Source organism: Streptomyces sp. NPDC107581 (assembly GCF_055657175.1).
In genome coordinates, this window is record NZ_JBVKBH010000002.1 from 67,185 (window position 1) to 83,292 (window position 16,108).

Sequence of the window (16,108 nt, forward strand, 5' to 3'; positions counted from 1 at the left end):
GCTACTCATCCTCGTCGTCCAGGCGGGCGAGTGCTTCGTTCACTTGCTCGTTGAAGGCGACGACGGCGGGATGGGTGGCGTGCGCGCTGACCTCGGCCCGGAAGTCGGTGACGTAGCGCTGGAAACGGGAGGACTGGAGGGAGTCGCCGCCATCCACGGCAAGGCTCGCGGTGGTGACGGCGGCTTCCAGTTCGCCGTTCAGTAGCTGGCTCTGGGCGAGCACCATGCGGCAGAAGCCCAGGGTGCGTGCGTACTGCGGGTCGGTGGTGTCCACGGCGCGCTGCGCGTGCGTGAGGGCTTCGCGGCGCATCTTCAGGTCCCGGAAGCAGTGGCAGAACTCGCCCAGGAGCTCAGCATCATCGAAGTAGCTGAGCCATGCCGGGTCGTCGGCGCTGTCGGCACGCTCGAAGTGTCGTTCCGCTTGGCTCATCGCGTCGGCCGCTCCGGCTCGGTCGCCAGCGTTGGACAGGGCGCGTGCCTCCATGGCCCAGTAGTTCGCCATGGCTCGTGGAGTGGCTCGGCCTTTGGCGCCCTCGACGGCTGCGCGGGCAAGCTGGATAGCTTGGGTGTGGTTGCCCAGGTAGTTGGCCTGGTGGCTGAGGTTGCCCAGGATGCGCGCCCCGAACATGCGGTCATCGATGACCTGGGACAGCCGCAGTGTGGACGTGAGGTAGCGGTGGGCAAGCCGGTGGTTGCCGACGTCGTACGCCGTCCATGCGAGCAACTGGGAGACCTCGGCGGCGGCCCCATACAGGGCTGTGCCTACCTTTTCGCTGTAGCTCGCGTTCAGCAAGGGAAGGACCTCGTGACGGAAGTAGTGGCGTAATGCCTTGTGGCCGTGGCCTCCGCCGTACTTGAAGTCGAGTTGCATGAACATGGAGGCGGCGTCCCTGATCGCGCGTACGTCGCGCATGCCGACTCGCTGGTGTGCGGGCCTGTCGGCCTGGACGCCGTCGGGCCGGGAGATTACCCACGACAGGACCGTCGTGCTGAGGTCGGCGTCCGTGATGATCAATTGGTCTGGCGTGGGGTTGTCGGCGCGCTCCTGCGTAAGGCCGTCGAGTATTGAGATGGCGTCGGTGACGGTGCTCGGGTAGCCGATCGGCTCCGGGGCCGTTGGCCGAGTGTGGTCGAAGAAGCCGAGATCGCCCGGTGTGATGCGCCGGCCCAGCTTGGCGCTCAGGATGTCGGCCATGATCGCTGCTGTCTCTGGTTTGATGCCGGCGCCGTCCCGCCAGCGCTGCACAGCGATGTGTGTCGTCCCGAGGCTGATCCCTCGTTGGGCGGCGGCGTCCTTCATCCGCTTGGCGAGCCCCTTGTTGGAGACCTTCGCTTCGTCCATGACCGCGATCAGCTGGGCGTTCGTTTCTCGGCTCATGCTCCCCTGCCAACCCGAGAATTACGGCGAGTGTTCATCCTGTCACAGGGTTTCCGCGGTGGGGGGTTCATTGATGAACCCCCCTTGTCTTTCACCGTGTTCACGTGAACCCCCCGATGAACGCTCCCGGTCGCAGGCCCTGAGCCGTGTACTGACTTGCGCGAAGCAGTCGGTGCTACGAGAGCTGGGAAGGGACGCGATGGACGCGGCAAAGACCAAGCATCTGAGCGGAGAGCTGGACGCTTACGCTCACTGGTTCGTGGAACCGGATCCGGCTGCGGACGGGCATCTTCTGACGGTCACCCTGTACGCCGAGTTCGGTGACACGGCGTGGCTGGCGCGTGAGGTGACGGGAAGGTTCCTGCGTGGGGCCGGTGCAAGTGAACTCGTGGACGACGCTCAGTTGGTCGTCTCGGAGCTGGTGGCGAACGTCGTCAACCACACCTTTCCCGATCGCCACCTCGCTCGTCCCGGTGGCTACCGCCGTATCGACGTGACCTTCAAGAAGTACCCGAAGTGGGTCTTCATGGGGGTCTCCGACGAAGACTCGACGCCGCCACTGCTTCCGGCGGGTGAGACGTTCCCTGCTGCCTTGGCCGGGGAGCTGTCGGAAGCGGTGTTGCCGAACAACGGTCGGGGACTGCTCATCGCGCAGCGGCTCGCCACATCGGTGTGGTGGTCCCCGGAGGAGCGAGGCGGCAAGACCGTGTGGTGCCGCTTCGACCTCGATCAGCCGGGCGCCTACTCGGCCTGACAGACGCCGGGTCGCCACCCCTGCTGTTCTCCCTCGCGATCGGGAGTGGGGCGGCGACGCGGTCACTGGCTGGAGCCTGACCACTCCAGCCGAAGGGGCGCGGTCTCTCGGACGGCCCGGGGGCTCCCCTCCCGAGCGAAAGCCCGCGCTTCACATCCCCATATAGGCCGGGCCACCCCGTCAGCCCTGGAAAGCGAAGGGTGGCCCGGCTGGGAACACGGCGGTTCCCGGTGCCTGATGGTACCGGGGCCGCCGTGCTGCGTTTCGGCTCTGGTCCAAGGAAGTTGATGATCCGTTACCTAGATCAGAGCAGAGGTGGGCAAGGTGGCCGGCTTCGGTGAGGACTGGCTGAACGATGGTCTCGACGTGCCGGGCGCGGACTCCGGGCTCTGGGTGGCCGGCGTGGACTACATCGCCGGTTGGCGTGAGGCGCGTGAGGTTGCCGACCGGATGAACCGCGCACTTCTCCGTGTGGGCTTTGAGTTGTCCGCTGTACGGGCCGTGGCATCGACGAGTGAGGACGGACGCGGGGTGGTGCGGCTGACCGGGTGGCCGGACGTCGTGGGTCGGCTCGCCGAGCTGCTGGAGGCGCGCGCGGATGACCTCGGTGGTGCAGCGTGAGGCGCTCTTCCGTGGGTGAGTGGTGCGCGTGGGCACGTCGCCGGCCGGAGAGACTTTGGGCTGGAGCTGCCATGGGGCGAGTGAACAGGGGGCCCTACGCTGGCCCGGCGAATCGGGCAGGCACTGGTCCTGCCCGCGTTTGTGCCCGATGGGCCCCCTGTTCTTCGAGGCTCGCCCCATGGTGGCTGCCTAAAGTCTCGGAGGCTGGCGGCCCCCAGCCCACCACGCCCCGGCCCGTGACGGCCGGTCGGTCTCTCGACTCCTCCGGTGTGCTGCCGCGGGCGTGGGCGTCGGCCGACCGGCCGGGACCGGCGCCCACGCCGCACGCCCGGCCGGGGCGGCCGGGCGCCCCGGCGCGCCGCAGGCGCGCCCTTGAGGAAGTAAAGGCTGTTTCGACCGATCATCGTTGCCTGTCAGGCGCGGGCGCGTCGTGCGGGCTGTTTGTCGGCGGTGATCCGGTAGGAGGCTTCGGCACGGTCGGCACCGATGCGGAGTTCTTCGAGGACCAGGGCGCGGTCGTCGGTGCCGTGCGTGACGCGGGACAGGTGCAGGATCGGGGTCGCGTCGGGGAGCTGGAGCGTGGCGCGCTCGTCGGGCAGCGGCATGCGGGCCCGTACCGTCTCCGTCCACGACAGGGCGTGCCCGTCCTGGGCGAGCATGTGGTAGATCGCTGCCGGATGCGTGCCCGGTTCTTCGGCGAGCCGGGGAACGGTCTCGGCGACCTCGAACGGGATCAGGGTGCGGTGCATGGCGCGCGTCCCGGTGCCCGGGTCGGTGAGCAGCCGGTCACAGCCGAACAGGGCTTCCTCTTCGTCGATTTGGAGGAGCCGACCGGTGGCCTTGGTGGTGCGGGTGCGGTAGGTGCTCGGCTGTTCGGCCTCGTGCCAGAGATCGCCGTTGGGCATGGTGAACGTGCCCTCTGGCGTGCGGGTGATGCGCCGGTCCAGGGTGAGCGCGGGCTGACCGTCGGAGCGGACGAAACTGCCCTTGCCGTGGCGGACGTCGATGAGCCCTTCCGCGCGCAGAGCCGCGATCGCGTTGCGGACGGTGGGGCGTGAGACGCCGTAACGGCCCATGAGCTGCGCCTCGGACGGCAGCAGGGAGTTGGGGGCGAACTCGCCGGTGAGGATCGCTTCGCGGATCGCGGCGGCCACCTGCTGGTAGAGGGCGCCGGGGCGCTGGATCTCCGACATCGGGTCATCTCCGGGTGAGGTCGTAGGCACGTCGCACGCGCGACATCAGTCGTCAGCATAAGTAGTTGCGCTCGCGCCGTACAGGACTCCATAGTCGTAGCTCGTAAGGACAAGTGACGTCAGGATGAGACTGGCGTCCCGACTGGCCAGGGAGGCCAACACACATGCAGTCCATTCCCGTGGACACCACGCGCCTGGGCGTCCTGCGGTGCGCCATCGCGCCGGAAGCAAAGCTCAGCAACCCCGAGACACAGGAGGTGAAGAGGGACCGGGACGGTAACCCGGTCTGGACGGTGGCGGTCACCGTGCGGCAGGACGGGCGGCGCATCTCCGTCATCGAGATCGCCGTGAGCGGCCAGCCGACTGGGATCGAGGAAGGGCAGATCGTCCGGGTCACCGGTCTGACGGCGTTCGTCTGGTCGATGGGTGACCGGCACGGCGTCAGCTTCCGCGCGGACGCCGTCACGCCCCTGCCCGGCCCGGCGCGCTCGAAGGGCGGTGACGCCTGATGCTGCGGCCGGTCCTGCTCGCCTTCGCGCTCGCCGTGCTGGCGTGGGTGCTGGTCGTCGGTGACCTGGTGCGCCGGCACCGCCCGGCCTGGCACTGGTACCTGATCGGTTACCCGGTCACCGCGTGCCGGGTGGTGTTCACCTGGCGCAAGGTCGCCATGCTCAACGACCTCGCCGTCTCCCGGCGCCCGCCGCGCGGGCTGCTCGGGGATCTGGTGGTCAAGGGTGATCCGCTGCGGCCGGTGGCTCCGCGGATCTCCTTCCCCCGGGCCACCCGCATGGGCCTGACCGTGATCGTGCGCCTGCACGCGGGCCAGACCCCGGCCACCTTCCTGAAGGCGGCTGACGCGCTGGTCCACGCGTGGAAGGTCCACGCGGTGCGGGTCACCTCACCGGAACGCGGGTTCGTGCTCCTGACGGCGACGGCCTCTGACCCGCTGAAGCGTCCGGGGTTAGCCACGGCACCGGCCGAGCTGCTCTCCGCGCTCATCGGCGTCCTGGAGAACGGCGGCGCTTGGGTGATGAACCTGCGCCTGGTGCCGCACTGGCTCATCGCGGGGGCCACCCGGTCGGGCAAGTCCACGCTGCTGGCCCGGCTGATCACCCAACTCGCCCCGCAACCGGTCGCCCTGGTCGGCGTCGACTGCAAGGGCGGCATGGAACTGGGCCTGTTCGCCGGACGGCTCAGCGCCCTGGCCACCTGCCGCCGGGAGGCACTGTCCGTGCTCTCCGCGCTCGTGGTCGACATGCGGGACCGCATGAGCGCCTGTCGGTCGGCCGGCGTCCGCTCCATCTGGGAACTCCCGGACAAACTCCGGCCGGTGCCGGTCGTCGTGATCGTCGACGAGATCGCGGAACTGTACCTCTCCGACGGCACCCGCGAGGGCAGGGCAGAGGCCGAGCAGTGCTCCACGCTGCTGCTGCGGCTGGCCCAGCTCGGGGCCGCGCTCGGCATCCACCTGGTGGTGGCCGGACAACGGGTCGGCTCCGACCTCGGCCCCGGCGTCACCGCCCTGCGGGCCCAACTGGGCGGCCGGATCTGCCACCGGGTCAACGACCCCGGCACGGCAGAGATGGCCCTCGGCGACCTGAACAAAGACGCCGTGGCCGTCGCCCAGGCGATCACGGCGGAGGAACGCGGTGTCGCCGTGTGCACCGGACCGGACGGCGGCTGGAGCCGCGCCCGCTCCCACCTCACCCCCACCGAAGAAGCCGTCTCAACGGCCCGCAAGTACGCCCCGATGACCCCGGACCTGCCCACCGTCAGCCGCGCCCTTGAGGCACTGGAAGGAGACGACAAGTGATCAGCGAGGGAACGGCGTTCACGTTCGCGGTGATCTTCGGAATCATCACCGTACTCCTCGTCCGCTCCCGCGACGTACGCGCCTGGGAAGCGGTCTGCGTCGGCCTCTTCGGCCTCTACCTCGGCCAGACCCCCGTGGGCTACACCATCCACGACCTCGTCACCTGGGTCATCAACGGCTTCTCCCACACCTGAGCATCTGAGCGGAAAGGACGCACCACCATGCCCATGCCTCGCGTGAGGTGCCCCCAGTGCAAGGGCGACGGAGCCCGCAAGACCTGGACCGGACGCCTGCGGCGCTGCCGCATCTGCCGCGGCACCGGCACCATCCGCTGACCCAGGACAAGACCCACCACGCACACAAGGGAGTGATCCCCATGGCCAACGGCGCACCACCCAACACCTACCGTGCCGCTTCGGCGGCCCACCCCGGAAGGTCACCACCATCACCCCGGAGTTCACCCCGGCTGACCGGCGCGCCGCCCTCGACCGCGCGGCGCGCCTGCGTCAGCTCTCCGAAATCGACCGCGACGCCATCCACCTCGCCCAAGATCCGCAGTTCCCGCGCTGGCTGGCCCAGGTCACCGCAACCGGCGGCTGCGCCCACCCCGTCCACCTCTCCGGCTCGACCACCACCGTCGACGGCACAACCGGCGAGATCATCCACCACTACGACACCCGCACCGAACCGGGTGAACGCCTCCTCGTCCGCTGCCGCAACCGGCGCGCCACCGTCTGCCCGGCCTGCTCCCGCCTCCACGCCGGAGACACCTTCCACCTCGTCCGCGCCGGCCTCCTCGGCGGCAAGAACGTCCCCGCAACGGTCCGCAACCGGCCCCGCCTCTTCGTCACCCTGACCGCCCCGTCTTTCGGCCCCGTCCACCGCGCCGGGGAGCTGTGCCGACCTCGTCGCGACGGCGGAACCTGCGAGCACGGGCGCCCCCTCGGCTGCGGCGCCGTCCACGCCCCGGACGCCGCGGTTGCCGGCCGACCGCTGTGCCCCGACTGCTACGACTACACAGGCCACGTGCTGTGGCACGCGCACGCCACCAAGCTGTGGGACCGCTTCGTCATCGACGTCCGGCGGCGCCTGGCCTCCGCAGTCGGCCTCGTACAGTCCCGCTTCGCCGAGCGGGCCCGGCTGTCCTTCGCCCGCGTCGCCGAGTACCAAAAGCGGGCGGCCGTCCACGTCCATGCCGTCGTCCGCCTCGACGGCCCGAACGGACCCGCCGACGAACCCCCGGCCTGGGGCACCGCCGAACTGCTCACCGACGCCGTACGCGCCTCCGCCCGGCGGGTCCTGGTCCGCACCCCGTACAACCTCGCCGTCGGTGAGCTGACCCTGCGCTGGGGCTCTCAGGTCGACGCCCGGCCCCTGCGCGCCGACGGTGACGGCCCGGACGATGAGGCCGTGGCCGCGTACGTGGCCAAGTACGTCACGAAAGGCGCGAGCGACACAGGCGCCGGCACCGACCACCCGCTCACCACCTGGGCGGACATCGAGTCGGCACCCGTCAGCGAACACGTCCGCACCCTCATGCGCACCTGCTGGCGCCTCGGCGGCCTCCCCGAATACGCGCCCCTCCGCCTCCGCGCCTGGGCCCATACCCTCGGCTACCGGGGCCACATCCTCACAAAATCCCGCGCCTACTCCACCACCTACGCGGCACTACGCGCCGAACGCGCCCGCCACCAGGGCCAGACCGACACGCCCGACCTGGTCACCGAACGGCACTGGCGTTACGTCGGCTCGGGCCACACCCCCGGCGCTTCCCTGATCGCGGCGGGCGTCGCGGACGATCTGGCAGACAACCGCGAGGCCGCACACAACGCGTTCCACCAGGCAGGGGTGGGCCGTTGACGGGACGTGATCGTGAAGCGGAGAAGGCGCACCACCTGGACAGAGTCTGTCGCACGTTCTCGACCAAGATCGGGCCGGAATCAGCAAAGCGCCTGGCTCGTCTCCTTGGGAGCCGGCCGGGCGCAAAGATCGAATGAGACAGCGGAAGGGGCTTCCAGGAAGCCCCTTCTTGTCATGCTCAGACATCAAGTCCAGATGGGGTTCTGCTCGATGTCGATCCGACCGTAATCGAACTGCCTGCCCTTCCTCGTCGCCTCCTTGATCTTGACTGCCGCGAAGAGGAAGCGAATCACGGCGTTCATCCGCTGGTAGTCCTCCGCCTTCTTCAGCGCTTCCCAGCTCCGTCGTGCGTGCGGACCCACAAGTCCGTCCAGAACCTCCGCGGCCGGACGCACGATCATCTTGCGCTCTACTTCAGCGATGCGCGCCTCAACGGTCTTGCGCATCTCGCGGTACTCCCGTGTCGTGAGCTCCTGGCTCTCCCACATGTCCTTGAGCTCGTCCAACTCGCGACGGTCGGCCTCGATCGCGGCCTGATCCTCCTCCGACAGTTGGGAAGGCGTCGGAACCTCGGTCAGGTCAAGGCGTTCAAGGAGCTTGACGGCGGCTTCGCTCACGAAGTCCTCCAGGATCGGCGCCGAGATCACCCTGTTGCAGCGCTGGGCGTCGAGCCTGTGCGTGTGACGATTGCAGACGTACTTGGCTCCGCTTCCGCCTGAGCCGCCCATGATCCTGCCGCATCCCGTGCAGGTGACCACGCCACGCAGCAGGTAGAACCTGCTCGGTTGCTTGCCGGCCGCCAACTTCGCAGCCCGGTAGGCACGGCGTTCCCGTACCTCCTGCCACATGCCCCGGTCGATGATCGCGGGCCACTCACCATCCCCGATCTCCTCGCCCCGGAAGACGCGGATACCGGCGACGTGGCGGCTGTCAAGTACGTCCCGCACCCGTGGAGCGCTCCAGTTGCGGCCTTCGGCGGTCTTCTCGCCGCGTTCGTAGAGGTCCTTGGCAATCTGGACCGGGCTCACACCGTCCAGGTAGCGAGTGAAGATCTCCCGCACGACGGCGGCCTCTTCGGGGATGATCACCGTGCCGGTCTTGTCGTACCCGTAGCGGCGCCTGCCGGTGTGCGGCCTCCCCTCCTGGGCGCGGTCAATCATGGAATCGATCAGTCGGCGCGAGGTGTCGTCGCTGGAGCGGCACGCGTGCGCGACCTCGATACGGAGGAAGAACCGGTCATCGGGGTCCGCGAGATCACGCCGGTTCGCCTGGCCGTGCAACGTGATGTCGTGGTCGTCGGCGATCTGCAACAACTCTTCGAGATCGCGGGGCTGACGCATCAGTCGGTCGGGGTGATACGTGAGCACGTGACGGATGCGGCCCTGGCCGGCCTCGGCGAGAAGGGCGTCCCACCCCGGGCGCTTGCGCTTGCGCTGCCACGCCGACCGGTTGTTGTCCACGAAGACCTGGTCCTCGGCGACGATGAGGCCCAGGCGCTCGGCCACGTCACGGCAGATGCGCTCCTGGCGTTCCACGCCGGTCTGGTCGTCGTCGTTCACGTGAGAGATGCGGCAGTAGATCGCGGCGGACTCTCCCGTCCAGTCGGAACGATGCCGCTTCGCACGCTGCGCGCCGGCTGCCTGCCTGGCTCGAAGGGCTCGCCGTAACTGGGCGTCTGTCTGCTGGTTCGCGTTGTCTTCGGCCATGGAAAGAGGTTATGAGCGCGGCTTGATCCACGTCATCCGGTCCCGCTGCCACACCGTCGGGAACCGCCCCTCCTGGGCGGCCGGCATGCCGATCGCCGGGGCGTACGCCTGGTAGACGGTGATCGTGGAGTCCGTGTGCAGGGCTCTGATCTGGTATTTGGGTTCTGCCACGGGGACCAGGGTGGCCACACCGGTTCGCGCGCGCCATCGAATTACCGCGGTGAGAGGCCACCGGCCCCGAGCGATCAGCAGGGGATGAGCCGTGCGGCATCGCTCCACCGGCCCGGAGTGATCAGCCGGGCCAGTGGAGTGGTGCACGCTTTTCCGGCGAGACGGGTCTTGCAGGTGACCGGCGTCCACGGATCGAGCCCTGGAAGGTTCCGCGATCCGCTGGACGCGCCCTAACCGGCTTCCGGTGCGCCACACGAGAAGTCGTAGCCGGTGAAGTCGCTGAGCGGGACGTATCCGATGCGCTGGTAGAGGGCGTTGCTGGTGGGGTTGGCCGGGTTCGTGAACAGGACGACGTCCGTCGCGCCGGCGGCCAGCGCGGCCCTGCTCACCTGGACGGTCACGGCGCCCGCGTAGCCGCGGCCCCGGAGATGGGCCGGGGTGTAGACGGGGTCCACCCGGACCATGCCGGCGATCATCGAAGTCGAGCCTGCCATGGAGACCACGGTGCCGTCCGGGGTCTCCCAGAACGTGAAGTGTTTGTCCGCGAAACGCGAGTCCGCCCAGGAGTCGGCGTCCAGGGAGGGCGCCTCTCCGACGGAGGCGACGAACTCACCGCACCAGCGGATGAGTTGCTCATGGTCCTGCGCCTCCACGATGCGGCCCCGGCCTTCCGGGTGCGGCTCGGGTGGGGTGAGTGTGCCGAGACGGTAGAGCCGCCCCCACCAGCTGGGTACCGCCGTTGCGCCCGTGTACCGCTGCCATGCCTCGGCGAAGGCGGTGGCGGTGTCGTGGTCCGCGGTGACGCCGGAGAGGGGGTGGCCGAGGTCCGACAGGTGGACGGCGAGGGAGTCGGCCTGGTCGAAGGAGAGGGTGGTGAGGGTGAGACGGAGGGACGGGGGACGGTAGAAGATGCCGCCGACTTCGCCGTCTTGTTCCAGTCGGCCGAAGACGGTCGCTTCGGCACCGCCTGCGGCCGCCCCATGGGTTCGCAGTTTCTCGATCCCCGTCAGTGGCGTGGTGTGCACGGCGGGGCTCGCGCGCAGGAAGTCTCCGGCTCGGGCGAGGAAGTCGTCGACGTCTTCGGTGAGGTGCCAGTCATCCGGGCGCATGCCTCATGTTCCCTGATGCGGTCGGCTCCGGGGAGTGCTCGCCCAGAGATGGATCCTCGCCCTTGAGGAGCTGTACCGGCTGCCCGTCCTGGGGGAACTCGCCGTCCTGAAAGGCTCGTTCGAGCCAGTGCTCCGCCGTGCGCACCCGGCGCGTCCAGCGGCGGCGGGCGGCCGGTCCCGAGCTGGTCAGGCGCTCGGGACCGGCTTGGCCACAGCCCCCTCGGCGGCCAGTGCACACATTACACGTGTAACAAGTCGGGACGCGGGAACCAGGAGAACTCGTCCAAGACCGCGGTCACTTCGAGGTCGACAGCCGCCGGCTATGCAGGCGATACGCGTGCCCGGCGAGGTCGTCGACCGGGAGGGTGACGGAGTCGAAGCGCATCGTGGTGCGCACTCCCGTGCGGTACGGCTCCCACGCCGGCATGTCGGCGTGGTTCGGGTCACCGGTCCGGGCGAAGGCGATCCACGCCTGATGCATGCTCTTCGCCAGCCCCTCCCCCACGACCGGATCGATCCCTTCGGCGAGGGGAGCGTGCGCCCATTTGTCGAAGTTGTCGAAGACGAAGGGAAGGTCCAGACAGTGCGCGGCGCGGAGCCTGCCGCCGTGCGCCACCGCCGGGAGGTCGAACTGGTACGCCCAGACGGGACGCCCCAACGCCGCCCTGGCCTCCGCCAGTTCCACCGAGGGCACCCGGAACAGCTCGTCCGTGATCAGGTCCATGAGCACGTCGACGGGCCCGGCACCGGGGCGGGTCCGCGCGTACTCGGCGTAGACATCGGCGGCCGCGCCGCTTCCGAAGCTCTCGGCGATGCGGTCGATCACCTGGCCACGGGTGGACCCCGCGTACCCCGGGTCCAGGGCGAAGCCGAAGTTGGCCTCTTCCCGGGTCCAGCCGAGGAGAACGTCGATGTCGGCCGCCGCGCCCCGCAGGAGGGTCTCCGCCGGATGGCAGGAGAGAGTGACGTCGTCCCGTACGGGGAGGAAGGGGGTGGGCCAGTATCCCCAGCGCATGGTGTGCGCGAAGAGCCCTCCGGCAGCCTCGACGAGCCGCGGCCAGGGCACGCGGCGGAGCTCCTCGACGCCCTTCACACCGGCGAACTCCAGGTAGGCGAGGGTCCGTTGCCGGTACTCGTCACGGGTGGGGACGTGCAGCCCGAAGGGCGGGCTCTGGAGGATGACCCGCCTGAACAACTGCCGGGCTTCGGGGTGTCCGGCCAGGGCGGCCGTCGACACGGCACCGCCCGACTGGCCGGCGACGGTGATGACGTCGGGGTCCCCGCCGAAGTGGACGATGTTGTCACGGACCCAGCGCAGTGCGGCCAGCTGGTCGGTGAGCCAGAAGTTCGCGGGCCGGGTCTCCTCGTCGTCCTCCTCGTCGAAGGACAGGTAACCCAGTGGGCCGACACGGTAGTTGAGGGTGACGACCACGAGGTCGCCGTCCCGCGCGAAGGTCTCGCCCGAGTAGATGGGCAGGGATCCGGATCCGGAGACGAATCCGCCCCCGTGGATCCAGAGCAGCACCGGGCGCCGGGCGCCATCGAGCGCCGGTGTCCACACGTTCAGGGTCAGACAGTCGTCGTCGAACGGCGGGAATCCATGACCGCCGAGCACGGGGTCACCGCCCTCGACGAACATCTGCGGTGAGCTCGGGCCGTACGCGGTCGCGTTCCGCGTGCCGCTCCAGCCGGGATGCGGCTGCGCGACGCGCCATCGCAGGCCCCCCACCGGGGGTGCGGCGTACGGCACGCCCTTGAACACCGCGACGCCGCCCTCGGCGTCTCCCCGCAACCGGCCGGCCGGCAACCGCACGACGGGGGGAGCCTGACCTTCTCTGTCAGCCATGTACGTCCTCCTTGGACAACGATCCACCGGCGCATCGACAACACCACCGCGGTCGAGGGGCCGCATGCCCGGCGAGCGCGGGCACGGCGGGGCAGGCCCGAGCCGGACGATGAGGTTATTCCGCCAATGCGACGGTCGTCAATTAGTCGCGATACGACGTCTCGCCGACGTGGGCCCCACGGCGGGACCGGCCGCACGGACGGTCGGACGCGGCACGCGACCTTGCCCGGACACGGCACGCAACCCCGTGCGGACGCGGCACGTGACCCCGCGCGCACGAGAGCGATCCGCAAGCGGCCAGAGGTGGCTACACGTGTGATGAATGAGGCCGCTCCGGCCATCACGGCCGCCCTCGAATCTCGCCAGGCCGCTACTCAAAACACGCCACGGGTGCTACACAAGACGCACGACCGCATGCAACACGTGTAACCACATCGTGTGCAACCGCATCGCTGCGCGTGGGTCGCTGCACACACACGTCTTCCGGCATTCGCCGCTTCACCGTCACGGTCCCGTTCTCAGCTCCGCGCTCAAGGAGTCGACATGCCCTGCCCGCCTGTCCGTCGCGCGGACCACGCGCCCGCCCACACGCCCGCACCACCCGGAGGACACCGTGACCGCCGCTGAACCCGTCCGGCCGAAGGCCGCGGAGGCGTCACACGAGTCCGCCGGCCCGGCCTGCCTACTCCCCGCTCACCGAAGGAGCACTCCGTGAGACACACGCGCGTTCTCCCCCTGGCCGCTCTGCTGCTGTGCACGCCGGCCCTCGCCGGAACGGTGCCGGCGAGCGCCGCGCCGGACACCGCTGCGGACGGCCCGCTCCGCATTCTGCTGACCAACGACGACGGCTACGACGCCCCCGGCATCCGCATGCTCTGCCGGCGGCTCACCGCCGCGGGCTACGACGTCACCATCGTCGCGCCGCTGACCGACCAGAGCGGCGCCGGAACGAAGATGATGAGCAGTACCACGGTCACGGTCGAGCACCCCGAGCCGCGGGTGTGGGCCGTGAACGGCACACCCGGTGACTCGGTGTCCTTCGGCCTGTCGGAGGTGTTCGCCGGCCACGCGCCGGACCTGGTGGTCTCCGGCACGAACTTCGGGCCCAACGTGGCCGCCCTCGCCACCCACTCCGGAACGGTCGGCGGCGCGGTGGCCGCCCTGGAGCAGGGTGTGCCCGCCATCGCGGTGAGCACCGGCGGTCTGTCGGCTCCGGACCCGGAGCCCGTCCTCAACGCCATGCGCCCCACCGACGACTTCGCCGTGAAGCTCATCGAACGCCTGCGGACCCACGCCGGGAGCGGGCGGCTGCTGCCCGAGGGCGTGGGCCTGAACATCGACCACCCGGTGATCGGCCCCGACGGCAAGGGGACCGCCCGGGGCGCCGCCGTCACGACCCAGGATCCGCAGCCCGTCCTCAAGGCCGACTACACCGACTCCGGTGACGGGACCTGGAAGGTGAACGTCAACGTGGTCTCCGCACCGGCCGGGCGGGGCAGCGACGTGGCGGCGATCAGCGCCGACAAGGTGTCGATCACTCCCATCTCCCCCGACTGGAACACCGGAGCCGCCGGCTTCGGCAGCACCGCGAAGGTCCTCGCCGGCCTGCGCCCATAGGCAGGCACGGCACAGCCGCCCTCCTCCCCGGCAGGTCCGCACCGCCGGGGAGGAGTGGCCCGCGTGAACACCCGCTCATCCACTGTCAGTCGTACGCCACGTCATGGAGGAGAAGTGAAGAGGTCCCGCTCGCCCCTCGCCTCAACGGTTCTGGCTCTGGCCCTCAGCATGGCAGCGCTCTTCGCACAGCCGGCACACGCCGACCAGGTCCGAACGCCCTCCGCCTCCCGTCCCCTCGTCACCACCGCTCAGGGCGGGCTCGCCGGTCAGGTCGACGGCGACGCCGAGGAATTCCTCGGCGTTCCGTACGCCGCCGCTCCGGTCGGCGGCCTCCGGTTCCGTCCCCCTCGACGGCCCGCACCATGGAGCGGGACACGGGACGCCACCCGACAGGCCCCCGCCTGCCTGCAGTTCTCCCCCTTCGGGCTCCGGGACCCGGACGACGTCAGCGAGGACTGCCTCTATCTGGACGTGTACCGGCCACGCCACGCCCACCCCGGCGACCGTCTGCCCGTCCTGTTCTGGATCCACGGAGGCGGCTACAGCCAGGGCACGGGCACCCAGTTCGGCGGTCGGACCATGGCCGGTCTCACCGGCAGCATCGTCGTGAGCATCAACTACCGGCTCGGACAGCTGGGGTACCTGGCCGCTCCGGAACTCACCCGCGCCAACACACTGCACTCCGGGTCGTACGGGCTGATGGACCAGATCGCGGCCCTGAACTGGACGCGTGCCAACATCGCCGCGTTCGGCGGCGATCCTGCCGACATCACCCTCTGGGGCCAGTCCGCCGGCAGCGGCTCCCTGTGCGCCATGCTCACTTCGCCGCGGACCTCGGGACTGTTCGCCCGCGCCATTCTGCAGAGCGGACCGTGCGACCTGCTCCAGGCTCCCGGCCCGGAACAGGCCGCCGACGAGGCGAGGGCCTTCTCGGCCGCGGCGGGCTGCCCCGACCCCGGCACACGCGCCGCCTGCCTCCGGACCGCACCGGCCGCCGCTCTCATCGCCGCCGCCCGGACGCGAGCCACCTCGGGGCCCGCCTTCGGTGACGGCCTGCTGCCCGTCCAGCCGTCCGAGGCCATCGCCTCCGGCGCATGGCACAAGGTGCCGATCCTCATGGGCAGCAACCGGGCCGAAAGCCGGTTCTTCGTCGCCCTCACCCAACCGCATCTCACGGCGCAGGAGTACACCGACCAGATCAACGCCGCCTACGGCCAGGCGGCACCGCAGGTCCTGGCCCGCTACCCGGCTGCCGCCCACCCCAGTCCGTACGACGCGCTGTCGGCGGTCCTCACCGACTCCACCTTCGCCTGCCACACGCTCAGCACCGCCCGCACGTTCGCCTCGCAGGTTCCCACCTACGTCTACGAGTTCGACGACCCGAACTCCCCCACCCTGTACGGAGCCCAGGTCCCCGGCCTGGACATGGCCAACGCGCACAGCGCCGAACTCGCCTATCTGCACGACTTCACCATGGCCGACCGGCCGCTCACCGCCGGACAGACGGCCCTCGCGGACGAGATGAAGCGCCGCTGGGCCGCGTTCGCGCGCATCGGCGATCCCGACGTCCCCGGCGGGACGCGATGGCCACGATCCGGCGCCCAGTACACGACCCTGACCCTCACCCCGGGGGACACCCACACCTCGACCACCTTCGCCACCGACCACCAGTGCGACTTCTGGGCCGGTCGGGTCGATCCGGCTCCCTTGCCCGACGGCCCGAGGGAACCCTGAACAGACGGCCGCTCCAGGCCCGGCGCTTGCCGCGACGGAGGGGCGGAGGGCGGCGCGACTGCCCCAGCACCCCCTGCGGCTTCCCGCGGCTCCCGGCGGGCACGCGCCGTACAGCTCGCGCTCACCGAGCAGGGCCTTGAGACCACCCGGCGGGCGATCGGCGTCGTCCAGGGCCTGCTCACCCAGCTGCTGGAGCCGCTCGGCGGGCTCGACAGCGCACGGACCCGGCAGCTGACCCAAAATCTGACGGCGCTGCTCGACGCGCCGGTGGGCCCGGCGACGGTCGCGGGACCGCCGGCCCAGTAG

At 70.0% G+C, this 16,108-nt stretch carries 14 protein-coding genes and 1 pseudogene; 9 read left to right on the forward strand and 6 right to left on the reverse strand.

Annotation, left to right across the window (positions count from 1 at the left end):
- Position 1: 1 nt before the first annotated feature.
- The gene (locus tag ACZ7P3_RS04260; protein WP_472078871.1) at positions 2–1,378 is read right to left on the reverse strand and encodes a sporulation protein; all 1,377 of its coding nucleotides are present in this window, start codon (positions 1,376–1,378) and stop codon (positions 2–4) included.
- Positions 1,379–1,577: 199 nt separating this feature from the next.
- Here ACZ7P3_RS04260 and ACZ7P3_RS04265 point away from each other — a divergent pair, with 199 nt between their 5' ends.
- Complete coding sequence (locus tag ACZ7P3_RS04265) at positions 1,578–2,132, forward strand: ATP-binding protein (RefSeq protein WP_472078872.1); 555 nt, start codon at positions 1,578–1,580, stop codon at positions 2,130–2,132.
- A 324-nt stretch (positions 2,133–2,456) separates the two neighbouring features.
- Positions 2,457–2,753: a hypothetical protein gene (locus ACZ7P3_RS04270; RefSeq protein WP_472079421.1), complete on the forward strand. Its 297-nt coding sequence runs from the start codon at positions 2,457–2,459 to the stop codon at positions 2,751–2,753.
- A gap of 413 nt (positions 2,754–3,166) precedes the next feature.
- Here the strand turns inward: ACZ7P3_RS04270 and ACZ7P3_RS04275 are convergent, their stop codons facing one another.
- Positions 3,167–3,946: a GntR family transcriptional regulator gene (locus ACZ7P3_RS04275; protein WP_472078873.1), complete on the reverse strand. Its 780-nt coding sequence runs from the start codon at positions 3,944–3,946 to the stop codon at positions 3,167–3,169.
- A gap of 164 nt (positions 3,947–4,110) precedes the next feature.
- Between ACZ7P3_RS04275 and ACZ7P3_RS04280 the strand changes: the two genes are divergently transcribed.
- From ACZ7P3_RS04280 to ACZ7P3_RS04295, 4 genes are all read left to right on the forward strand, one after another.
- Positions 4,111–4,455 carry an SCO3933 family regulatory protein gene (locus ACZ7P3_RS04280; protein WP_472078874.1) on the forward strand — a complete coding sequence of 115 codons (345 nt, stop codon included), beginning with the start codon at positions 4,111–4,113 and terminating at the stop codon, positions 4,453–4,455.
- Positions 4,455–5,759: an FtsK/SpoIIIE domain-containing protein gene (locus ACZ7P3_RS04285; protein ID WP_472078875.1), complete on the forward strand. Its 1,305-nt coding sequence runs from the start codon at positions 4,455–4,457 to the stop codon at positions 5,757–5,759. Before ACZ7P3_RS04280 ends, ACZ7P3_RS04285 begins: the two co-directional genes overlap by 1 nt.
- A complete protein-coding gene (locus ACZ7P3_RS04290; protein WP_453038230.1) occupies positions 5,756–5,953 on the forward strand; it encodes a hypothetical protein in 198 nt (65 codons plus the stop codon). Before ACZ7P3_RS04285 ends, ACZ7P3_RS04290 begins: the two co-directional genes overlap by 4 nt.
- Positions 5,954–6,260: 307 nt before the next feature.
- Positions 6,261–7,619, forward strand: a complete 1,359-nt coding sequence (locus ACZ7P3_RS04295; protein ID WP_472079422.1) for a replication initiator — start codon at positions 6,261–6,263, stop codon at positions 7,617–7,619.
- 185 nt (positions 7,620–7,804) lie between these two features.
- On the opposite strand, the gene ACZ7P3_RS04300 is transcribed toward ACZ7P3_RS04295, so the two are convergent.
- From ACZ7P3_RS04300 to ACZ7P3_RS04315, 4 genes are all read right to left on the reverse strand, one after another.
- Positions 7,805–9,325, reverse strand: a complete 1,521-nt coding sequence (locus tag ACZ7P3_RS04300) for a recombinase family protein (RefSeq protein ID WP_472078876.1) — start codon at positions 9,323–9,325, stop codon at positions 7,805–7,807.
- Between the two features lie 9 nt (positions 9,326–9,334).
- Positions 9,335–9,496, reverse strand: coding sequence for a DUF4291 family protein (locus tag ACZ7P3_RS04305; protein WP_472078877.1), 162 nt, complete (start codon positions 9,494–9,496; stop codon positions 9,335–9,337).
- 230 nt (positions 9,497–9,726) lie between these two features.
- Positions 9,727–10,605, reverse strand: a complete 879-nt coding sequence (locus ACZ7P3_RS04310; protein ID WP_472078878.1) for a GNAT family N-acetyltransferase — start codon at positions 10,603–10,605, stop codon at positions 9,727–9,729.
- 295 nt (positions 10,606–10,900) lie between these two features.
- Positions 10,901–12,451, reverse strand: coding sequence for a carboxylesterase/lipase family protein (locus tag ACZ7P3_RS04315; RefSeq protein WP_472078879.1), 1,551 nt, complete (start codon positions 12,449–12,451; stop codon positions 10,901–10,903).
- Between the two features lie 711 nt (positions 12,452–13,162).
- On the opposite strand from ACZ7P3_RS04315, the gene surE reads away from it, so the two are divergent.
- From surE to ACZ7P3_RS04330, 3 genes and pseudogenes are all read left to right on the forward strand, one after another.
- Positions 13,163–14,068: a 5'/3'-nucleotidase SurE gene (gene surE, locus ACZ7P3_RS04320; RefSeq protein WP_472078881.1), complete on the forward strand. Its 906-nt coding sequence runs from the start codon at positions 13,163–13,165 to the stop codon at positions 14,066–14,068.
- Positions 14,069–14,236: 168 nt separating this feature from the next.
- Entirely contained in the window at positions 14,237–15,802 is a 1,566-nt protein-coding gene (locus tag ACZ7P3_RS04325) for a carboxylesterase/lipase family protein (RefSeq protein ID WP_472078882.1), read from the forward strand.
- Positions 15,803–15,895: 93 nt separating this feature from the next.
- Positions 15,896–16,108: pseudogene (locus ACZ7P3_RS04330) on the forward strand (MarR family transcriptional regulator); the annotation flags it as partial.

Coding starts and splice junctions, on each gene's coding strand:
- ACZ7P3_RS04260 (WP_472078871.1), bottom strand. CDS start 1,378: ATGAGCCGAGAAACGAACGCCCAGCTGATCGCGGTCATGGACGAAGCG.
- ACZ7P3_RS04265 (WP_472078872.1), top strand. CDS start 1,578: ATGGACGCGGCAAAGACCAAGCATCTGAGCGGAGAGCTGGACGCTTAC.
- ACZ7P3_RS04275 (WP_472078873.1), bottom strand. CDS start 3,946: ATGTCGGAGATCCAGCGCCCCGGCGCCCTCTACCAGCAGGTGGCCGCC.
- ACZ7P3_RS04280 (WP_472078874.1), top strand. CDS start 4,111: ATGCAGTCCATTCCCGTGGACACCACGCGCCTGGGCGTCCTGCGGTGC.
- ACZ7P3_RS04285 (WP_472078875.1), top strand. CDS start 4,455: ATGCTGCGGCCGGTCCTGCTCGCCTTCGCGCTCGCCGTGCTGGCGTGG.
- ACZ7P3_RS04300 (WP_472078876.1), bottom strand. CDS start 9,325: ATGGCCGAAGACAACGCGAACCAGCAGACAGACGCCCAGTTACGGCGA.
- ACZ7P3_RS04310 (WP_472078878.1), bottom strand. CDS start 10,605: ATGCGCCCGGATGACTGGCACCTCACCGAAGACGTCGACGACTTCCTC.
- ACZ7P3_RS04315 (WP_472078879.1), bottom strand. CDS start 12,451: ATGGCTGACAGAGAAGGTCAGGCTCCCCCCGTCGTGCGGTTGCCGGCC.
- ACZ7P3_RS04325 (WP_472078882.1), top strand. CDS start 14,237: ATGGCAGCGCTCTTCGCACAGCCGGCACACGCCGACCAGGTCCGAACG.